This window comes from Nocardia sp. NPDC046473, from assembly GCF_040645995.1.
In the GTDB taxonomy this organism is placed as follows: Bacteria; Actinomycetota; Actinomycetes; order Mycobacteriales; family Mycobacteriaceae; genus Nocardia.
Genome location: NZ_JBEYZJ010000002.1, coordinates 734960 through 753122, shown reverse-complemented (window position 1 = coordinate 753122; position 18163 = coordinate 734960). Strand labels below are relative to the sequence as shown.

General features: G+C 66.2%; 13 protein-coding genes. 7 read left to right on the top strand and 6 right to left on the bottom strand.

From position 1 onward, the window contains the following. Positions 1-1065 precede the first annotated feature (1065 nt). From rsmG to rpmH, 6 genes are all read right to left on the bottom strand, one after another. Positions 1066-1854, bottom strand: a complete 789-nt coding sequence (gene rsmG / locus ABZ942_RS08930; protein WP_357380135.1) for a 16S rRNA (guanine(527)-N(7))-methyltransferase RsmG — start codon at positions 1852-1854, stop codon at positions 1066-1068. A 156-nt stretch (positions 1855-2010) separates the two neighbouring features. After that, entirely contained in the window at positions 2011-2517 is a 507-nt protein-coding gene (locus tag ABZ942_RS08925) for a protein jag (RefSeq protein ID WP_357380377.1), read from the bottom strand. Between the two features lie 150 nt (positions 2518-2667). Further along, positions 2668-3762, bottom strand: coding sequence for a membrane protein insertase YidC (gene yidC / locus ABZ942_RS08920; protein WP_357380134.1), 1095 nt, complete (start codon positions 3760-3762; stop codon positions 2668-2670). Between the two features lie 4 nt (positions 3763-3766). Continuing rightward, positions 3767-4165: a membrane protein insertion efficiency factor YidD gene (gene yidD, locus ABZ942_RS08915; protein ID WP_357380133.1), complete on the bottom strand. Its 399-nt coding sequence runs from the start codon at positions 4163-4165 to the stop codon at positions 3767-3769. Continuing rightward, the gene (gene rnpA / locus ABZ942_RS08910; RefSeq protein WP_357380132.1) at positions 4162-4578 is read right to left on the bottom strand and encodes a ribonuclease P protein component; all 417 of its coding nucleotides are present in this window, start codon (positions 4576-4578) and stop codon (positions 4162-4164) included. The genes yidD and rnpA overlap by 4 nt, the downstream gene beginning before the upstream one ends. Before the next feature lie 18 nt (positions 4579-4596). After that, entirely contained in the window at positions 4597-4740 is a 144-nt protein-coding gene (gene rpmH / locus ABZ942_RS08905) for a 50S ribosomal protein L34 (protein WP_005516618.1), read from the bottom strand. 666 nt (positions 4741-5406) lie between these two features. On the opposite strand from rpmH, the gene dnaA reads away from it, so the two are divergent. The 7 genes from dnaA to ABZ942_RS08870 all read left to right on the top strand — a co-directional run bounded on the left by dnaA (position 5407) and on the right by ABZ942_RS08870 (position 18151). Beyond that, complete coding sequence (gene dnaA, locus ABZ942_RS08900; protein ID WP_357380131.1) at positions 5407-7446, top strand: chromosomal replication initiator protein DnaA; 2040 nt, start codon at positions 5407-5409, stop codon at positions 7444-7446. A gap of 971 nt (positions 7447-8417) precedes the next feature. Next, a complete protein-coding gene (gene dnaN, locus ABZ942_RS08895) occupies positions 8418-9593 on the top strand; it encodes a DNA polymerase III subunit beta (RefSeq protein ID WP_357380130.1) in 1176 nt (391 codons plus the stop codon). Positions 9594-9815: 222 nt separating this feature from the next. Further along, on the top strand, positions 9816-10997 hold the full coding sequence (recF, locus tag ABZ942_RS08890) for a DNA replication/repair protein RecF (RefSeq protein ID WP_357380129.1): 1182 nt from the start codon (positions 9816-9818) through the stop codon (positions 10995-10997). A gap of 155 nt (positions 10998-11152) precedes the next feature. After that, complete coding sequence (locus ABZ942_RS08885) at positions 11153-11710, top strand: DUF721 family protein (RefSeq protein WP_357380128.1); 558 nt, start codon at positions 11153-11155, stop codon at positions 11708-11710. A 596-nt stretch (positions 11711-12306) separates the two neighbouring features. After that, on the top strand, positions 12307-14361 hold the full coding sequence (gene gyrB, locus ABZ942_RS08880; RefSeq protein ID WP_357380127.1) for a DNA topoisomerase (ATP-hydrolyzing) subunit B: 2055 nt from the start codon (positions 12307-12309) through the stop codon (positions 14359-14361). A gap of 52 nt (positions 14362-14413) precedes the next feature. Continuing rightward, positions 14414-16936, top strand: a complete 2523-nt coding sequence (gene gyrA / locus ABZ942_RS08875) for a DNA gyrase subunit A (protein ID WP_357380126.1) — start codon at positions 14414-14416, stop codon at positions 16934-16936. 42 nt (positions 16937-16978) lie between these two features. Next, a complete protein-coding gene (locus tag ABZ942_RS08870; RefSeq protein ID WP_357380125.1) occupies positions 16979-18151 on the top strand; it encodes a DUF3566 domain-containing protein in 1173 nt (390 codons plus the stop codon). Positions 18152-18163 lie beyond the last annotated feature (12 nt).

Here is an 18163-nt window from a genome sequence, read left to right as displayed (position 1 = left end):
GACCCGACGTACGGACCGGCCACGGGCAACCCGACCCGCGTGCGCACTGATTCCATTCACCGAGTTCCGGCATCGCGCTCGGCTGCCCCAACCTGATCTGCACATGCCAATCTTTGGACCTTCACTACGCATCACGTCCCGTCGAACCGCACCCCCTGCGAGCACGACCTGACGCCTACCGCTGTCCCGATGTTTCATGTGAAACCGTCCGAAGCGAAGCCGGGGGAGGGGGTGCACATCCGACCTTCCCGGCAGGGGAGATTCGGCTCTTGATCTAGCGGAGCGGGCCTGGCACCAACCGGCACAATCCCGATTCAGCCTTCCCACTAGCCGCCCCAAAGCGAGTCACGTTTCCCGTGAAACTTCCGACGCCGATCGATGCGCCCGCTTGCTTGCCGACGCACCCCGGCGACCCGGCGACCCGGCGACCCGGCGACCCGGCGACCCGGCGACCCGGCGACCCGGCGACCCGGCGACCCGGCGACCCGGCGACCCGGCGACGGAAAGCTAGCGGGGTGCTCGCGTTCCTGGCAACGGCTCGTGCATCTCAATAGTGCAGACAGATCTTCGCCGATCCTCATGCCGACGCGCTCCTGCAGAACACCATCGGCGGGAGAACTTCTCACATGGTTCCTAGACTGCCCACCACCGCATGCAGGCCCCGAACCAACTCGTTCCGTCACGTGACTCTTACACCAGAGGGTGCTGGGACTATCCCCGCAGGCGGTATCGAAGGTCTGTGTTTTCCTATGAAACCACCCCGAGCGACTTGATCCGCCGGGGAGCGATCGTCATCCATTCGACGCATCACGGGCGTCCGATCCGCCCGCTCTCACCCTGCCCGACTCGACGTTCCGATGCGACGCCGCCTCGGCTTGCCGACGGATCCGGAAGCTCGGGTGCGCTCCCGACTCCGCCGCGAATCGGGCACATGCTATTGCCTCGTGTCGCGCAAGCAGCGGAGCTGGAGAACGGACAACCAGGAAGGTTCATGCGAATTGGGTGGAGTCATCCGCACTGCACCATCGCCCGCTCCCGACCCTCGCCGCGAGCAATCGTGCCGCCCTACTTCGACTTCCGAGCCCGATCCGGCGCGTCCGCGCCAGCACGCTTCGCCGCCTTCGCCTCCCGACGGGCAGTCGCATGCTCGCTCCGCCGTCGCGGCGCTCGCTCGGCGCGGGGGAGGCGCTCGGCGCTGATGATCAGCGTGGGGGTAGAGACGATTCCGGCTCCGCATTCAACGACCATCGCGTTGCCGGCGCCCGCGCGCTCCAGCGCCTCGCCGTCGCGGGCGAGCTCCTCGGCAGCGCTCACGCCTTTGAGCGCGAGCATCCGACCGTGGTCGCGTAGCAGGGGAAGGGACCACTGGGCGAGCTTGCCGAGGGGGGCTACCGCGCGGGAGGTGACTACGTCGGCGCCGCCTGCTTCCTTCAGTACGCCGGATTGTTCGGCCCGGCCGCGCACGACGGTGACGTCGAGTCCGGCTGCTTCGATGAACTCGCTCAGGAAGATGGTGCGGCGCAGGAGCGGTTCGACCAGGGTGATGCGCAGGTCCGGACGGGCGATCGCAAGGGGGATGCCAGGTAGTCCGGCGCCGCTGCCGATGTCGACGACGGAGGCACCTTCGGCGATCAGTTCGCCGATCACCGCGCAGTTGAGGATGTGGCGATCCCAGAGGCGGGGGACCTCGCGGGGGCCGATCAGTCCGCGCTCGACGCCGGCGGTGGCGAGTGCCGCGCAGTATCGGCGGGCGAGATCGAGTCGGTCGCCGAACACCACCGCGGCCGACGCCGGCGGTGCCAGCTCGGCGGGCAACGCGGTGGTTTCACCGAGATCTCGTTCCACGTGAAACATCCTTCCGGACTCAGGTCGAGCAGGGGACCGGCGACGCGCGGACAATCGGGTGCCGGACATGAACAAGGCCCCCGATCCGAAGACCAGAGGCCCTATCCAACCATTACCCGTCAGGGTGACGAAATACGCCGTGCCCCTAACGTGTCTGGCTTTCGCTCAGGACGGAACAACCACAACATGCCGATTCGGCTCGACGCCTTCGCTCTCGCTCGCGACACCGTCGATCACCGACACCGCGTCGTGCACGATCTTGCGCTCGAACGGCGTCATGGGGGACAGCGACTCCGGCGCACCCGACTCCAACACCCGCTGCGCGGCGGCGGTACCGAGCGCGCTGAGGTCTTCCCGGCGCTTGGCGCGCCAGCCGGCCACGTCGAGCATCAGCCTGCTGCGCACACCGGTGGCCTGCTGCACCGCCAGCCGAGTCAACTCCTGTAGCGCGTCGAGCGTTTCACCGTTGCGCCCCACCAGCTTTGACAGATCCCGGCCACCGTCGATGCTGACGATGGCGCGGTCGCCCTCGACGTCGAGATCGATGTCGCCGTCGAAGTCGAGCACGTCGAGCAGCTGCTCGAGGTAGTCGCCCGCGATCTCGCCCTCTTCGATCAGGGCTTCCTCGGCATCGTTCACGACATCGTCGGCGTCCGTTCCGGCGTTCACCATCGTCGTCGCCACTGTGGCGTCCCCTCCGTCGGTCTCAACTGTCATTTGATTTCCTTCATCTGCTCATCGCGCTCGCCGTGCGCTCGCCGCCGGACGGTGCGCGATCAAGGGGTTGCTCAGCGTGGTGGCCGGCCGACCACCGAAATGCGATCAGCGGCGGCGCTTTTGGTTCGCCCTGCCTCGGTTGCCGCCCGGTCGCTTCTGACCACCCGGCCGACGCTGCCCGGTGGCCTTCTTGGCGGTCCCGTTGGTCGAGGGCGCCGCGTCGACCGCGGTGTCCACCGCATCAACAGCGTCTTCGACCGCATCAGCTGTCGGCTTCTTCCGCGTGTTGACCGGCTTGGCACCGGGTTTCGGCGCGTTCTGGGCGCGCTGCTCCAGCTTGGCCTGTTTCTTCTCTTCCGCTTCGCGCTCCATGCGACCGAAGACGAGATGCTGCTGCCCGTAGGTCCAAATGTTATTGGAGACCCAGTACAGGAGGATGGCGATCGGCAGGAACGGACCACCGACGAGCACACCGAGCGGGAAGACCCACAGCGCAAGCTTGTTCATCATCGCGGCCTGCGGGTTGGCGGCCGCCTCCGGCGTCTGCCTGGCGACCGAGGCGCGCGCGTTGAAGTGGGTCGCCAGACCGGCGATGATCATCAACGGGATCGCGACGACGGCGATGCTGACCTTGTTCGGCAGGCCGAGGCCGTCGATGGCGAAGGCGCGCAGCTCGGTGTCCGGGATGGTGATGAAGGCCGAGATCGGCGCACCGAAGATACGGGCGCTCAGGAAGGACTGGACGTCGGCCGCGTTGAACACGTAGTTCGGCGTGTTCGCGTTCTGGTCGATCGACATCGCCAGCTGGCCGAACCCGTGACCGGTCCGGTTGAACGAGCGCAGCACATGGAACAGACCGAGGAACACCGGCACCTGGGCGAGGATCGGCAAGCAGCCCATCAGTGGGTTGAAGCCGTGATCCTTCTGCAGCTTCTGCATCTCGGTCGCCATCTTCTGGCGATCGTTCTTGTACTTCTTCTGCAGCTCCTTGATCTGGGGCTGCAGCTCCTGCATCTGCTTGGTGGTGCGCACCTGCTTCACGAACGGCTTGTAGAGCAGCACACGCAACGTGAACACCAGGAACACGACGGCGAGTGCCCAGGCGATGCCGCTGTCTTTACCGAGACCGGGCACCAACGAGAACGCCCGATGCCAGAACCACAAGATCCAGGACACCGGATAATAAATGAAGTCGAGCACGGCTCTATGCACTCCCGTCGTTCGTATCGCCGATCACCGCGCGCGGTGATCCTTTCCAAGCGTTCGGCTCCGACACCGGGTCGGCCTGCAGGTTGGCTTCCTGCGGCGCCGGATCGGTGGCTGCCACGGTCCCGGGCGCGGTGCGAACGGTGCTTCGCTTCCGCTCCGGAACGGGGTCCCACCCACCAGGGTGCCAGGGCGCACATTTGGCCAGTCGCACGGCTGCCAATCCGAGGCCGACGAACAGCCCGCGCGTCCGCAATGCGGTGACCGCATACTCGCTGCAGGTCGGGGTGAAACGGCACACCGGCATGCGGGTGGGGGAGACGTAGGTCCGATACAACTCGATCAGAAAGATCAGTGCATTCGCCGGTAGCCGGCCGATCTTCGCGGTGCGGCTCATGACGATCCGACGCTTGCCGCGCCGACACCGAGCTTGCGTATCGCACCGCGCAGCTGGCGCAGCAGTTCCTCCGAGGAGGCGGTCGCGGCGCCGGGCAACGCGCGAATCACGATGTCGGCGTCGACGGGCAACTCGGGGACTATCTGGAGGCACATATGACGCAGGCGGCGGGCCACACGGTGTCTGATCACCGCGTTGCCCACCGCCTTGCTGACGATCAGCCCGAAGCGTGGCCCGCCTACGCGGACCAGCGCGTCGGCTGGATCACCATGTCGTCCATTCACGTCCACGACTCCGTCATACCCGTGTGTGAGCACGTGTACGACCAGATCGCGCCTCCCGATTCGCTGGCCGCGGCGCACCGTCCGGGAGAAGTCGGCACGATGATGCAACCGATACGGCTCAGGCAACACCCGAGCGTCCGCGGAGGATCAGGCAGTGAGTTCGGCGCGGCCCTTGCGGCGACGCGCCGAAACGATGGCGCGACCCGCACGGGTGCGCATCCGGAGACGGAAGCCGTGGACGCGCGCCCGACGACGGTTGTTCGGCTGGAACGTCCGCTTGCCCTTGGCCACGGTCAACACTCCTCGAGTCAGTGGGCACCAGTTAGTGCCCGAAGCTTTTTCGGTGAAACAGGTATTCGCGATGAATCGCAGGTCTGGTCATCATCGGCGCGTCGGTCTTGGCGCACAGTCGGTCGATAACGACCTACACGCGGTCAGCACAAGACCGCCACCGCACCAAAGGGTGACTGTACGAGGGTACTGATCGCCTCGGAGCGGGTCAAACTCGCCCCACCCGGCCTGCCCCGAACGCCCGACCAGCACGAACCCGTTCGGCCCATCCCGAAGCTGTGCATATCACGGTCAGACCCTGTGGACATCAGCGTGAGTTCGTCCACACCCCTAGCCACGCCCGAGCGGATCGGCAACCTGCGTTGCCGGAGGGTTGCTACACAGTCGCAGGTCAGAGCGTTATCGGCGGGCCGCGCAGCCGCATTTCACAACTCCCCAGGGTTCTCCACATCTGTGGATAATTGTGTGGAAAGACCCCTGGAGTGGCATATTCGTAGGGCCGACGGTGCCACGCCGCCGCCCGGAATGGGGATCCGGGCAGCGTCCGAACCGGTTACGGACGTACGCAGGATCACGGTACCGACCCGAGCATGGTCGTCACCACATGTTGTCCCCGCGTGCCCCGGCCGTCTGCTCCTATCGACCTACTTCCGGGGAGGAAACTGCATGGACGACGAGCAGAACGTGTTGGCCACGGTGTGGCCCGAGGTAGTTGCCGAGCTGACCACCGGCTCACCGGACGGTGCCATTCCGCCGGTGACCAGAGCGCAGCAGGCCTGGCTGAAACTGGTCAAGCCGCTCACGGTGGCGCAGGGATTCGCCCTGCTCTCGGTGCCTTCCTCGTTGGCTCAGGAGGCCATCGAACGCGATCTGCGCGAGCCGATCCTGCGGTCACTGGCCCGGCGCCTCGGTCCTCAGGTGGAGGGACTCGGCGTGCGCATCGCCGCGCCGACCGCCCCGAACAACGAGCGGACCAGCAACAACCCCAGGCATGCGCGGATGACGAGCATGCCGGAACGCCCAAGGAACAGCGGACCTCGCGACAACGGACCTCGCGACAACGGCCCCAGGGACAACGGCCCCCGAGACAACGATCCTCGCGACAACGGACGCGGCCAGGGCGGTTATCCGGGCGAGTACCAGGGCCGCGACGAATACCAGCAACCGCGCTACGCCCAGTCCAACGACTACGCCCCGGCCCCCAGCTACAACGGTGGATCCGACTACTCCGACAACGAGTACGCGCCGGAATACGCCGCCGCGGGCGAGTACGACCGCCAGGACTACGCCCGCGACGAATACCAGGGTCGCGACGAATACCCGGCCCCGGCCGAAATGCAGTCCGCGCCGAGGCACGAACCCACTCCCGCGCAACGCCGCGAACAGGGCCTACCCCCACGCCGCGAATCCATCCCGCCCGGCCAGGAGTCCCTGTTCACACCCGAACCCGGCCCTGCGGCGATGCGCGGTCCGGTCCGTGCGCCGGTGCGCGAGGCCGCGGAATCCGACGATCAAGGTCTGGCGGCCGCGCACGAGCCGGTCCGGGAATCCGACAGGTCCGTCCGGGAATCGGAGAACCCCCGCGCCGATCGCGACGACGAACCCGTGGTCAACGCCCGCAATTCCTGGCCGACCTACTTCACCAAGTCGCAGGAGAGTGCCGCGCCGTCGAGTTCCTCGGCCAGCCTGAACGCGAAGTACACCTTCGAGACGTTCGTCATCGGCGCGTCCAACCGCTTCGCGCACGCCGCCGCGGTCGCCATCGCGGAAGCGCCGGCCCGCGCCTACAACCCTCTATTCGTCTGGGGCGCTTCGGGTTTGGGCAAGACGCACCTACTACACGCGGCTGGCCACTACGCCCAGCGGCTGTTCCCAGGCATGCGGGTGAAGTATGTCTCGACCGAAGAATTCACCAACGACTTCATCAACAGCCTGCGGGACGACCGGAAGGTGGCGTTCAAACGCCGCTACCGCGAGACTGACATCCTGCTGGTCGACGACATCCAGTTCATCGAGGGCAAGGAAGGTATCCAGGAGGAGTTCTTCCATACCTTCAACACCCTGCACAACGCCAACAAGCAGATCGTCGTCTCCTCCGACCGCCCGCCAAAACAGCTGGCCACGCTGGAGGAACGGCTGCGGACTCGGTTCGAGTGGGGCCTGATCACCGATGTGCAGCCGCCCGAGCTGGAGACGCGTATCGCCATCCTGCGCAAGAAGGCTCGGATGGACCGCCTCGACGTGCCGCACGACGTGATGGAACTGATCGCCACCAGAGTGGAACGCAATATCCGCGAGCTGGAAGGCGCGCTGATCCGGGTCACCGCGTTCGCGTCGCTGAACGGTCAGCCGCTGGATCTGCCGCTGGCCGAGGTGGTGCTGCGCGACCTGATGCCCGACACCGCGGCGCTGGAGATCAACGCGGCGACGATCATGGCCGTCACCGCCGAGTACTTCAACACCACGCTCGAGGAGCTGACCGGGCCGGGCAAGGCGCGGCCGTTGGCGCAGGCTAGGCAGATCGCCATGTACCTGTGCCGTGAGCTGACCGATCTGTCGCTGCCGAAGATCGGCCAGGCGTTCGGCCGGGACCACACCACGGTGATGTACGCGGAGAAAAAGATCCGCAAGGAGATGACCGAGCGGCGCCGGGTATACGACCAGGTGCAAGAACTAACAGCCCGAATCAAGCAACGCTCGCGCTGAGTTTCACTAACACCCCCGCACCGCCCCTGACCTGGGGCGGTGCTTTTTGTGGCCTGTGGATTCCTCGAGGAATCCTTGTGGAGTCCTCGAGTAAACAGCGAGTTGTGCACCGGATGGCTAACAGGCGTGGGGATGAACTGTGCGGCGTCCGCTAACAGGGTCTTATCCCCAGCTTCCCCAGGCGATCTTGCGCACAGGCGGTGACCAGCACCGCAGTCGGTCAAGGGGTTGGGGAATCCTCGAGGAGTCCATGTGGAGTCCTCGAGGATTCCTCGAGTTGTCCACGCATCGGTACACACGTGTGAACAACCGGGTGAATTCGGTGGAACAACTCGAGGAGCACTCGAGGATGAATGTGGGACAACTTCGGAACTCCACAGACGCCCCTCGTTCATCCTCGAGACACCCCGCGGTCATCCCCACGGCACCACGCTCGCTGACCTGCGGATACGGCCTCAGTGCACAGATTCCACAGTGCCTACTACTACTTCAGTTCTTCTCCTAGAAGAACCTTCTTTAAAACAGGTGTGTGGAAAGTCGGGTCGGGGAGAGTCACGACTCGAACCGCTCTCGTCCACAGGCAAGGAGGAGAGCCGGAGCAGATCTTCGATCGACACTTCGGTTGTTGGACTCCTCAGTGCTCGACATCGATCAACCCGATCGCTCAGTACGCCGATGGCCCATCGATGCGATTCACGAGACCCGTCCACTCGCGACAGCAGGATCCACACACACCCACCGCGCACTCACCGGCGTCATGAACATCGGGCCATCAAGAACCGCCGGAGGGTCGGGCTAGGCCACAGCTCTAGTCGCGGGTACGGTTTGGTGTCGGTCGCCTGTGCCACACTTTCCATGGCGGCTGATCCACATCCTGCGCGAATCAACGTTGAACGAGCCGACAGGCTTGGAGGACGAATGTCCGGCCACCGCATAACAGCTCACGGAACTGGGAGAGGACAGATCGGGCGATGGAGCTTGCAAGCATGAAGTTTCGGGTCGCCCGAGAGGACTTCGCGGAATCCGTTGCCTGGGTGGCACGTAGCCTCCCGTCCCGGCCTCCCGTCCCGGTGCTCGGTGGCGTGTTGCTCGTCGCCGACGAGGGCGGGCTGACCGTCTCCGGCTTCGACTACGAGGTCTCCGCGCAGATGCGCGTCGCCGCCGAGGTCGCCGGTCCCGGCGAGGTACTCGTCTCCGGCAGGCTGCTCGCCGACATCACCAAGTCGCTGTCGAACAAGCCGGTGGACGTGTCCGTCGACGGCACCCGCGTGCTGATCGCCTGTGGCAGTGCGAAGTTCTCGCTGCCGACCATGCCGGTCGAGGACTATCCCCAGCTGCCCGAGGTGCCGCAGCAGACCGGCGAGCTCAGCGTCGACGTGTTCGCCAATGCGGTCGGCCAGGTCGCCGTCGCGGCGGGCCGTGACGACACGCTGCCGATGCTCACCGGCATCCGGGTCGAGATCGAAGGCTCGAAGGTGGTGCTCGCGGCCACCGACCGATTCCGGCTCGCGGTCCGCCACATCGAGTGGTCGCCCGCCGACGCCGCCATCGAGACCTCGGTGCTCATCCCGGCCAGGACGCTGTCCGAGGCCGCCAAGACGCTCGGCGCTTCCGATGCGCCCGTGCAGCTTTCGCTCGGTACCGGTGCGGGCTCGGACGGCCTGCTCGGCATCGTGAACGCGGGCCGCCGGACCACCACGCGCCTGCTCGATGCCGAATTCCCCAAGTTTCGTCAGCTGCTGCCGAAGGAACATACCTCGATCGCCACCCTCCAGGTGTCGGTGCTGACCGAGGCCATCAAGCGCGTCGCGCTGGTCGCCGAGCGCGGCGCCCAGGTGCGGCTGGAGTTCTCCACCGAGGGCTTGCTGCTGTCCGCGGGCGGTGACGACGCCGGTCGCGCCGAGGAATGGCTGGAGGCCGACTTCCGCGGCGAATCGCTGACCATCGCGTTCAATCCCGGCTACCTGATCGACGGCCTGTCCGCGCTGCACGCCGACCGGGTCACCTTCGGGTTCACCACGCCGAGCCGTCCCGCGGTGTTGCTGCCCGCGGTCGACGACGAGCCGAAGGTGCTCGAGTCGGGTGCGTTCGCGGCCCTGGACAGCCCGTACACCTACCTGCTGATGCCGGTCCGGCTGCCGGGCTGAGCACCTGTGCACGACCGCGAGCCGAGTTCGACCAGTGCCTCGGTCGCCGCGAAACCGATAGCGACGCTGCGGGATTCGGCGACCAGGCGGTCGAGCTCGGCAGCATTCATGCACAGGTCATCCACACACTGTGGTTGGGCGCCAAGGGTTTCGGCACCCGTATCGAGACGTTGTGCACAACTCGGGATGGCGGAACTCGCGCAGGTAGGGGCCAGGTAGCGGATGTTCATCAGAACACTGTCGCTGCGTGACTTCCGCTCCTGGGACCACGCGGAACTCGAATTATCCCCAGGCCGAACGGTTTTCCTCGGCTCGAACGGTAACGGCAAGACGAACCTGCTCGAGGCGATCGGCTACCTGGCCACCCTCGGCTCGCATCGGGTCGCGGCCGACGCGCCGATGATCAGGCTCGGCGCCGACAAGGCGCGGATCGGCGCTTCCGTCGTCAACAGCGGCCGCGAATTGCGCATCGACATCGAGCTGAACCAGGGCACCGCCAATCGCGCGCAGATCAATCGCTCGCCGGCCCGGCGACCACGGGAGATACTCGGCATCCTGCAGACGGTGCTGTTCGCCCCCGAGGATCTCGCCCTGGTGCGCGGCGACCCGGGCGAGCGTCGGCGCTTCATGGACGAGTTGTGCACAGCCCGCCTGCCCAGGCTCGCCGCGGTCCGCAGCGACTACGACCGGGTGCTGCGCCAGCGCTCGGCGTTGTTGAAATCCGCTGGGCGGCAAGCCAGATCGAAGACCGAACTGGGCACCCTCGATGTGTGGGACGGCCACCTGGCCACGCACGCCTCGGTGCTGCTGACCTACCGGCTGCGCCTGGTGCACGACCTGTACCCGTATCTCGCGCAGGCCTATTCGTCGATCGCCCCCGAATCTCGCCCCGCCGCAATCGCTTACCGCAGCTCGACCCTGCCGCCCGAATTCCTGGACCCCGCAAGGGAACCCCAGCCGGACGACACCGAGGCGCTGGAAGCGATCATGCTGCGCGAGCTCGCCGCGGCCCGGCCGAAGGAGCTGGAACGCGGCGTCTGCCTGGTCGGCCCGCATCGCGACGAGCTCGAACTGAACCTCGGCGCGGCACCGGCCAAGGGTTTCGCCAGTCACGGCGAATCCTGGTCGTTCGCGCTGGCGCTGCGCCTGGGCGCGTTCGAGTTGCTGCGCGCCACCGGCTCCGAACCCGTGCTGCTGCTCGACGACGTCTTCGCTGAACTCGACCGCCGCCGTCGCACCGCCCTCGCCGCCGTCGCGGCGGGTGCCGAACAGGTGTTGATCACCGCCGCGGTCCCGGAGGACGTGCCCGCCGAACTCGCCGCCGTTCCGCTGCGGGTGGAAACCAGCGGCGGACCGGACGGCCGGACCTCGCGGATCGCCGAGCCCGCCACACCGGCCCCGTGACATTCGCATTCGCACTATGACGTATGCACAGAAAAGCATGGTTATCAACAGGCCCTGTGGAGAACTGATGCGTCCATCACGTCGCCCGAGGCCAGTGTTTTGTCGGTGCCCTGTCGTAGAGTGACCGTCTGGCCGCGCAATACGAGAGGAGCCTGGTGACCGATCAAAAAGGCGCCGAACCGGCAGGACAAGAGCCGGAGTTGCGCGGTATCGATCTGGCCAGGCGGGCGCTCGAAGAGGCCCGTGCGGCGGCCAAGGCGAGTGGCAAGTCCGTCGGACAGGGGCGATCTTCCCCGCAGCGCAAGCTGCGAACAGGCGCGCGTCGCCGCAGCGGTTGGTCGGGCGCGGGGCCGGATCCGCGTGATCCCCAACTGTTCGGCAAGCTGACCGGCTCGCTCGCCAAGAACCGCGGCTGGTCCACCAAGGTCGCCGAGGGCATGGTGTTCGGCCGCTGGGCCGGCGTCGTCGGCGAGGACATCGCTTCGCATGCCACCCCGTTGACCCTGAAGGACAACGTGCTGAGCATCGCGGCCGAATCCACCGCGTGGGCAACCCAATTGCGCATGTTGCAGAGCCAGATCCTGGCGAAGATCAACGCCGCGGTCGGGCCCGGTGTGGTGACATCGCTGAAGATCACCGGCCCGGCGGCACCGAGCTGGCGCAAGGGCGAACGTCACGTCAGAGGCCGCGGACCGCGCGATACCTACGGGTAAGCCGGCCGCGTTCCACGTGAAACCGCGCATCGGTATCGCTCGATGCGCCAACCGATTTCAGCCGACCAGTAATAGCTGAACCTTTCCGGCGGCGGCTCGGTGGTCCGCCCTCGACGATGGCCGAATCCCTCGCGACCTCGCCACATCACTGATATTTGATCTCCGCCCCTGTTCGGGGACTGATCCGTCGTCGTGAAGCGGATATCGCACATGATCTCGCAGGCGCTCTTAGTAATTTGTCGGCTACGCCCGGGAGCCTCGAAATGCGGGCATACCGCCCGGTGGCCGCATGCCGTCCCGACGGCCCGTCGGCCCGCACCGCCCGAATCCTTCCAGAGGCGGGCTAAAGCCTCGAAGGGCGGAACAGACTCGCGACAATCCGATTTCTCGCATTCACGGAGCCGTCAGGGGTGTCGTAGGTGCACTGTAGGTTGGGTGTACCAGTAGGATGGTGACGTAACTAGCGGCGATCACCTTCGGTGCGTCCCGTACAGCCCGCGTGGCCCTGTATTTCTCGAGCAGTCATGGCCAGGGATCAGCGCGTGCTGTGCAGTGCCTCGCCAGGAGGATCAGCAAGTAAGGAGAGCTACCGACCAGTGGCTGCCAACGACTCCAACGCATCGGGCTCGACCAACGCTACCTCGGGCAAGGCGGATTACGGCGCCTCGTCCATCACGGTCCTCGAGGGACTCGAGGCGGTCCGCAAGCGTCCCGGCATGTACATCGGTTCCACCGGTGAGCGTGGCCTGCACCACCTGATCTGGGAGGTCGTCGACAACTCCGTCGATGAGGCGATGGCCGGGTACGCGTCCAAGGTCGAGGTCACCCTGCTCGCCGACGGCGGCGTCGAGGTGGTCGACGACGGCCGAGGCATTCCGGTGGCCATGCACGCGCAGGGCGTCCCGACCATCGAAGTGGTCATGACCCAGCTGCACGCGGGCGGCAAGTTCGACTCCGACTCCTATGCGGTGTCCGGCGGTCTGCACGGCGTCGGCATCTCCGTGGTGAACGCGCTGTCCTCCCAGCTCGAGGCGGAGATCGACCGCGACGGCTTCCACTGGACCCAGACGTACAAGGATTCGGTCCCCGGCAAGCTGCTCCAGGGCGACCCGTCCAAGAAGACCGGCACCACGATCCGCTTCTGGGCCGACCCGAACATCTTCGAGACCACCACCTACAACTTCGAGACGGTGGCCCGGCGGCTGCAGGAGATGGCGTTCCTGAACAAGGGACTCACCATCACCCTCACCGACGAGCGCGTCACCGACGCCGAGATCACCGACGACGTGGTCAGCGAGACGGCCGACGCGCCGAAGCACGCGGAGACCGAAGACGTCGCCGCGCCGGTCGAACACAAGGTGAAGAAGCGCACCTACCACTACCCGGGTGGTCTGGAGGACTTCGTCCGCCACATCAACCGGACCAAGCAGCCGATCCACAACTCGGTCGTCGGGTTCACCGGCAAGGGCACCGGCCACGAGCTCGAGGTCGCCATGCAGTGGAACTCGGGCTACTCCGAGTCGGTGCACACCTTCGCCAACACCATCAACACCCACGAGGGCGGTACCCACGAAGAGGGCTTCCGCGCGGCGCTCACCACGGTGGTCAACAAGTACGCCAAGGACAAGAAGCTCCTCAAGGAAAAAGACGGCAACCTCACCGGTGACGACATCCGCGAGGGCCTGGCCGCCATCGTCAGCGTGAAGGTCTCCGAGCCGCAGTTCGAGGGCCAGACCAAGACCAAGCTCGGCAACACCGAGGTCAAGTCGTTCGTGCAGAAGGCGTGCAACGAACACCTTTCGCACTGGTTCGAAGCCAACCCGGCCGACGCGAAGACCATCGTGAACAAGGCGGTCTCCTCGGCGCAGGCGCGGGTCGCCGCCCGCAAGGCCCGGGAGTTGGTGCGCCGCAAGAGCGCGACCGACCTCGGTGGCCTGCCCGGCAAGCTGGCCGACTGCCGGTCCAAGGACCCGAGCAAGTCCGAGATCTACATCGTGGAGGGCGACTCCGCCGGTGGCTCGGCCAAGTCCGGGCGCGACTCGATGTACCAGGCGATCCTGCCGCTGCGCGGAAAGATCATCAACGTCGAAAAGGCTCGCATCGACCGCGTGCTCAAGAACAACGAAGTCCAGTCGATCATCACCGCGTTCGGCACCGGCATCCACGACGAGTTCGATATCGCCAAGCTGCGCTATCACAAGATCGTGCTGATGGCCGACGCCGACGTCGACGGTCAGCACATCGCGACGCTGCTGTTGACGCTGCTGTTCCGGTTCATGCGCCCGCTGGTCGAGCAGGGTCACGTGTATCTGGCCCAGCCGCCGCTGTACAAGCTCAAGTGGCAGCGCAGCGATCCGGAGTTCGCCTACTCCGACCGCGAACGCGACGGTCTGCTCGAGACCGGTCTGGCCGCAGGCAAGAAGATCAACAAGGAAGACGGCGTCCAGCGCTACAAAGGTCTCGGCGAGATGAACGCCAAGGAACTGTGGGAGACCACGATGGATCCCTCGGTGCGCGTGCTCAAGCTGGTCACCCTGGACGACGCGGCCGCGGCCGACGAGTTGTTCAGCGTGCTGATGGGCGAGGACGTAGAGGCCCGCCGCAGCTTTATCACCCGTAATGCCAAGGACGTTCGCTTCCTCGACGTATAAGCCGGTGCGCGTGCCACCCCACCGCAACCGCACCGCCCGCTAAGGAGACTTCATGACCGACACGACGCTGCCTCCGTACGGAGGCACCGGCGGCGACCGGATCGACCCGGTCGACATCCAGCAGGAAATGCAGAACAGCTACATCGATTACGCGATGAGCGTGATCGTCGGCCGCGCGCTGCCCGAGGTGCGCGACGGCCTCAAGCCGGTGCACCGGCGCGTGCTGTATGCCATGTACGACAACGGGTATCGGCCCGACCGCGGCTATGTGAAGTCCGCCCGTCCGGTCGCCGAGACCATGGGTAACTACCACCCGCACGGCGACAGCTCGATCTACGACACCCTCGTGCGCATGGCGCAGCCGTGGTCGCTGCGTTATCCGCTGGTCGACGGGCAGGGCAACTTCGGTTCGCGCGGCAACGACGGCGCGGCCGCCATGCGATACACCGAGTGCAGGCTCACGCCGCTCGCGATGGAGATGCTGCGCGAGATCGACCACGAGACGGTCGATTTCGTGCCGAACTACGACGGTCGTTCGCAGGAACCGACCGTGCTGCCCAGCCGGGTGCCCGCGCTGCTGATGAACGGCAGCAACGGCATCGCGGTCGGCATGGCGACCAACATTCCGCCGCACAACCTGCGCGAGCTGGCCGAGGCGATCTACTGGGCGCTGGACAACTTCGACGCTGACGAGGAGTCGACGCTCGCGGCCTGTATCGAGCGGGTCAAGGGTCCGGACTTCCCGACCTACGGCCTGATCGTCGGCGGTCAGGGCATCCACGACGCCTACTCCACCGGCCGCGGCTCGGTACGGATGCGCGGCGTGGTCGAGATCGAGGAAGACAACAAGGGCCGGACCACCCTGGTCATCACCGAGCTGCCCTACCAGGTCAACACCGACAACTTCATCAACGCGATCGCCGAGCAGGTGCGCGACGGCAAGATCGCCGGCATCTCCGACATCCACGACGAGTCCTCGGACCGCGCGGGCATGCGGATCGTCGTCACCGTCAAGCGCGACGCCGTCGCCAAGGTCGTGCTGAACAACCTGTACAAGCACACCCAGCTGCAGACCAGCTTCGGCTGCAACATGCTCTCGATCGTCGACGGCGTGCCGCGCACCCTGCGGCTCGACCAGATGATCCGGCACTACGTCAAGCACCAGTTGGACGTCATCGTCCGGCGCACCAAGTACTTGCTGCGCAAGGCCGAGGAGCGGGCCCACATCCTGCGCGGTCTGGTCAAGGCGCTCGACGCGCTCGACGAGGTCATCGCGTTGATCCGCCGCTCGGCCAACACCGACACCGCGCGCACCGGCCTGATGCAGATGCTCGACATCGACGAGATCCAGGCGACCGCGATCCTCGACATGCAGCTGCGTCGCCTCTCGGCGTTGGAGCGGCAGAAGATCGTCGACGAGTTGGCCAAGATCGAACTCGAAATCGCCGACTTGAAGGACATCCTCGAAAAGCCGGAGCGCCAGCGTGCCATCGTGCGCGACGAACTGGCCGAGATCGTCGAGAAGTACGGCGACGACCGGCGCACCCGGATCATCGCCGCCGACGGCGACGTTGCCGACGAGGACCTGATCGCCCGCGAGGACGTGGTCGTCACCATCACCGAGACCGGCTACGCCAAGCGCACCAAGACCGACCTCTACCGCAGCCAGAAGCGCGGCGGCAAGGGCGTTCAGGGCGCCGGGCTCAAGCAGGACGACCTGGTCAAGCACTTCTTCATCTCGTCGACCCACGACTGGCTGCTGTTCTTCACGAACAAGGGCCGGGTCTACCGCGCCAAGGCCTACGAGCTGCCCGAGGCCAGCCGCACCGCCCGCGGTCAGCACGTGGCCAACCTGCTCGCCTTCCAGCCGGACGAGAAGATCGCCCAGATCATCCAGCTGAAATCCTACGAAGACTCCCCGTACCTGGTGCTCGCCACCAAGAATGGCCTCGTGAAGAAGTCGAAGCTGACCGATTTCGACTCCAACCGCACCGGCGGCATCGTCGCGGTGAACTTGCGCGACGAGGACGAATTGGTCGGCGCCGTGCTCTGCTCGTCCGAGGACGACCTGCTGCTGGTCTCGGCGCTGGGCCAGTCGATTCGGTTCTCCGCGACCGACGAGGCGCTGCGTCCGATGGGTCGCGCCACCTCCGGCGTGCAGGGCATGCGGTTCAACGCCTCCGATGAACTCTTGTCGCTGAACGTTGTGCGCCCGGATACATATCTGCTGGTGGCCACCGCGGGCGGTTACGCTAAGCGGACTGCGATCGAGGAGTACACGGCACAGGGCCGGGGCGGTAAAGGCGTATTGACCGTCCAGTACGACCCCAAGCGTGGCACCCTTGTCGGTGCGCTCATCGTCGAGGACGAGGATGAGTTGTATGCGATCACATCCGGTGGTGGTGTCATCCGGACGGTGGCGAAGCAGGTTCGCAAGGCTGGACGACAGACCAAGGGCGTGCGATTGATGAACCTCGGCGAGGGCGATACGTTGCTTGCTATCGCGCGTAATGCCGACGAGCCCGATCCCGACCTGCTCGCCGGTGAAGACAGCGACACCGGTTCCTCTGAGTAGTAACCCAACAGCGGCGGCAACGAACGGATCTAAGGATTCCCATTGACCACTCCGAATCAGCCGAATGACGAGCGGCACCAGACGAACGGTGTGACCGAGCGGATCGCACCGTCCCCGATTCCGCCGCGGCCCATCCCGCGACCGGGCTCGTCGGCCGATAACGGCCAGCAGGGCGGCGGGCAGCCAGGTGGCGGCCAGCCGAACGGTGGCCAATCGGGTGGTGCGCAGTCCGCGCCCGGCCAGCAGCACGGCGGCCAGCCGGGAGGCGCGCAGTCCGGTGGTGGCCAGCAGGGCGGGCAGCAACGCGAAATGCAAGACAAGCAAGGCGATTTCGCGGGCCAGCCGAAGGGGTCGGAGCAGGCTCCCGGTCACACCGGGCAAGATCCGTTCGATCAGACTGTCCGCATGAACAACTCAGAGCCCGGCGCACCCGAGTCGGGGGATCAGTCCGGTGGCAACGGTGGTGGCCAATCGCCGTTCCAGGACGGCTGGGCACAACTGCCGCAGCGGGAACCACAGTCCAACCTGTACCGGCCCGGTCAGGCGCCGGTCACCGGACGCCCGAGCGGCTCAGGCGCCCAGGGCGGTGGCGGTGGTGGCCTCGGCGGTGGCGTGACCAACGCGCGCACCACCGCCGACCTCGCGGCCAAGGCGGCCCGCAAGGAAGCCGCCATGGTGAAGTCCGTCGGCATCGACGGACCGACCCGCAGCATCGCCCGGCCCGAGCTGATCAAGGACATGCCGGACCTCTCCGAGATCCGGCACCCGCTGCCGCCGTCGGCCGAGCACACCGGTCCGCAGACACCCATCTCGCCCGCGGTACCGGTCGCGGTAGCCGCGGCCGTCGCCACCGGCGAGCCGCTGCGGGCCACCGTGCAGATCCGCCGGATCGACCCGTGGTCCACGCTGAAGATCTCGCTCGTCATCAGCGTCGCCATGTTCTTCGTCTGGATGCTCGCCGTCGGCCTGCTCTACATCGTGCTCGAGGGCATGGGTGTGTGGGAACGGTTGAACAACACCTTCACCGACATGGTGTCCCAGGACAGCGGGTCGGTCGGGCTCATCGACGCCGGCACCGTCTTCGGATACGCGGGCGTCATCGGGCTGATCAACGTGGTGCTGTTCACCGCGCTCGGCACCGTCGGCACGTTCATCTACAACCAGTGCTGTGATCTCGTCGGCGGCATCCAGGTCACCCTCGCCGACCCCGACTAGAACTCGGACTCC

What these genes read in the sequence shown, in the direction of transcription:
- dnaN (WP_357380130.1), top strand. Translation starts at nt 8,418, where the DNA reads ATGGAGCTTGCAAGCATGAAGTTTCGGGTCGCCCGAGAGGACTTCGCG.
- gyrA (WP_357380126.1), top strand. Translation starts at nt 14,414, where the DNA reads ATGACCGACACGACGCTGCCTCCGTACGGAGGCACCGGCGGCGACCGG.
- ABZ942_RS08925 (WP_357380377.1), bottom strand. Translation starts at nt 2,517, where the DNA reads ATGGTGAACGCCGGAACGGACGCCGACGATGTCGTGAACGATGCCGAG.
- rsmG (WP_357380135.1), bottom strand. Translation starts at nt 1,854, where the DNA reads ATGTTTCACGTGGAACGAGATCTCGGTGAAACCACCGCGTTGCCCGCC.
- dnaA (WP_357380131.1), top strand. Translation starts at nt 5,407, where the DNA reads ATGGACGACGAGCAGAACGTGTTGGCCACGGTGTGGCCCGAGGTAGTT.
- yidD (WP_357380133.1), bottom strand. Translation starts at nt 4,165, where the DNA reads ATGAGCCGCACCGCGAAGATCGGCCGGCTACCGGCGAATGCACTGATC.
- recF (WP_357380129.1), top strand. Translation starts at nt 9,816, where the DNA reads ATGTTCATCAGAACACTGTCGCTGCGTGACTTCCGCTCCTGGGACCAC.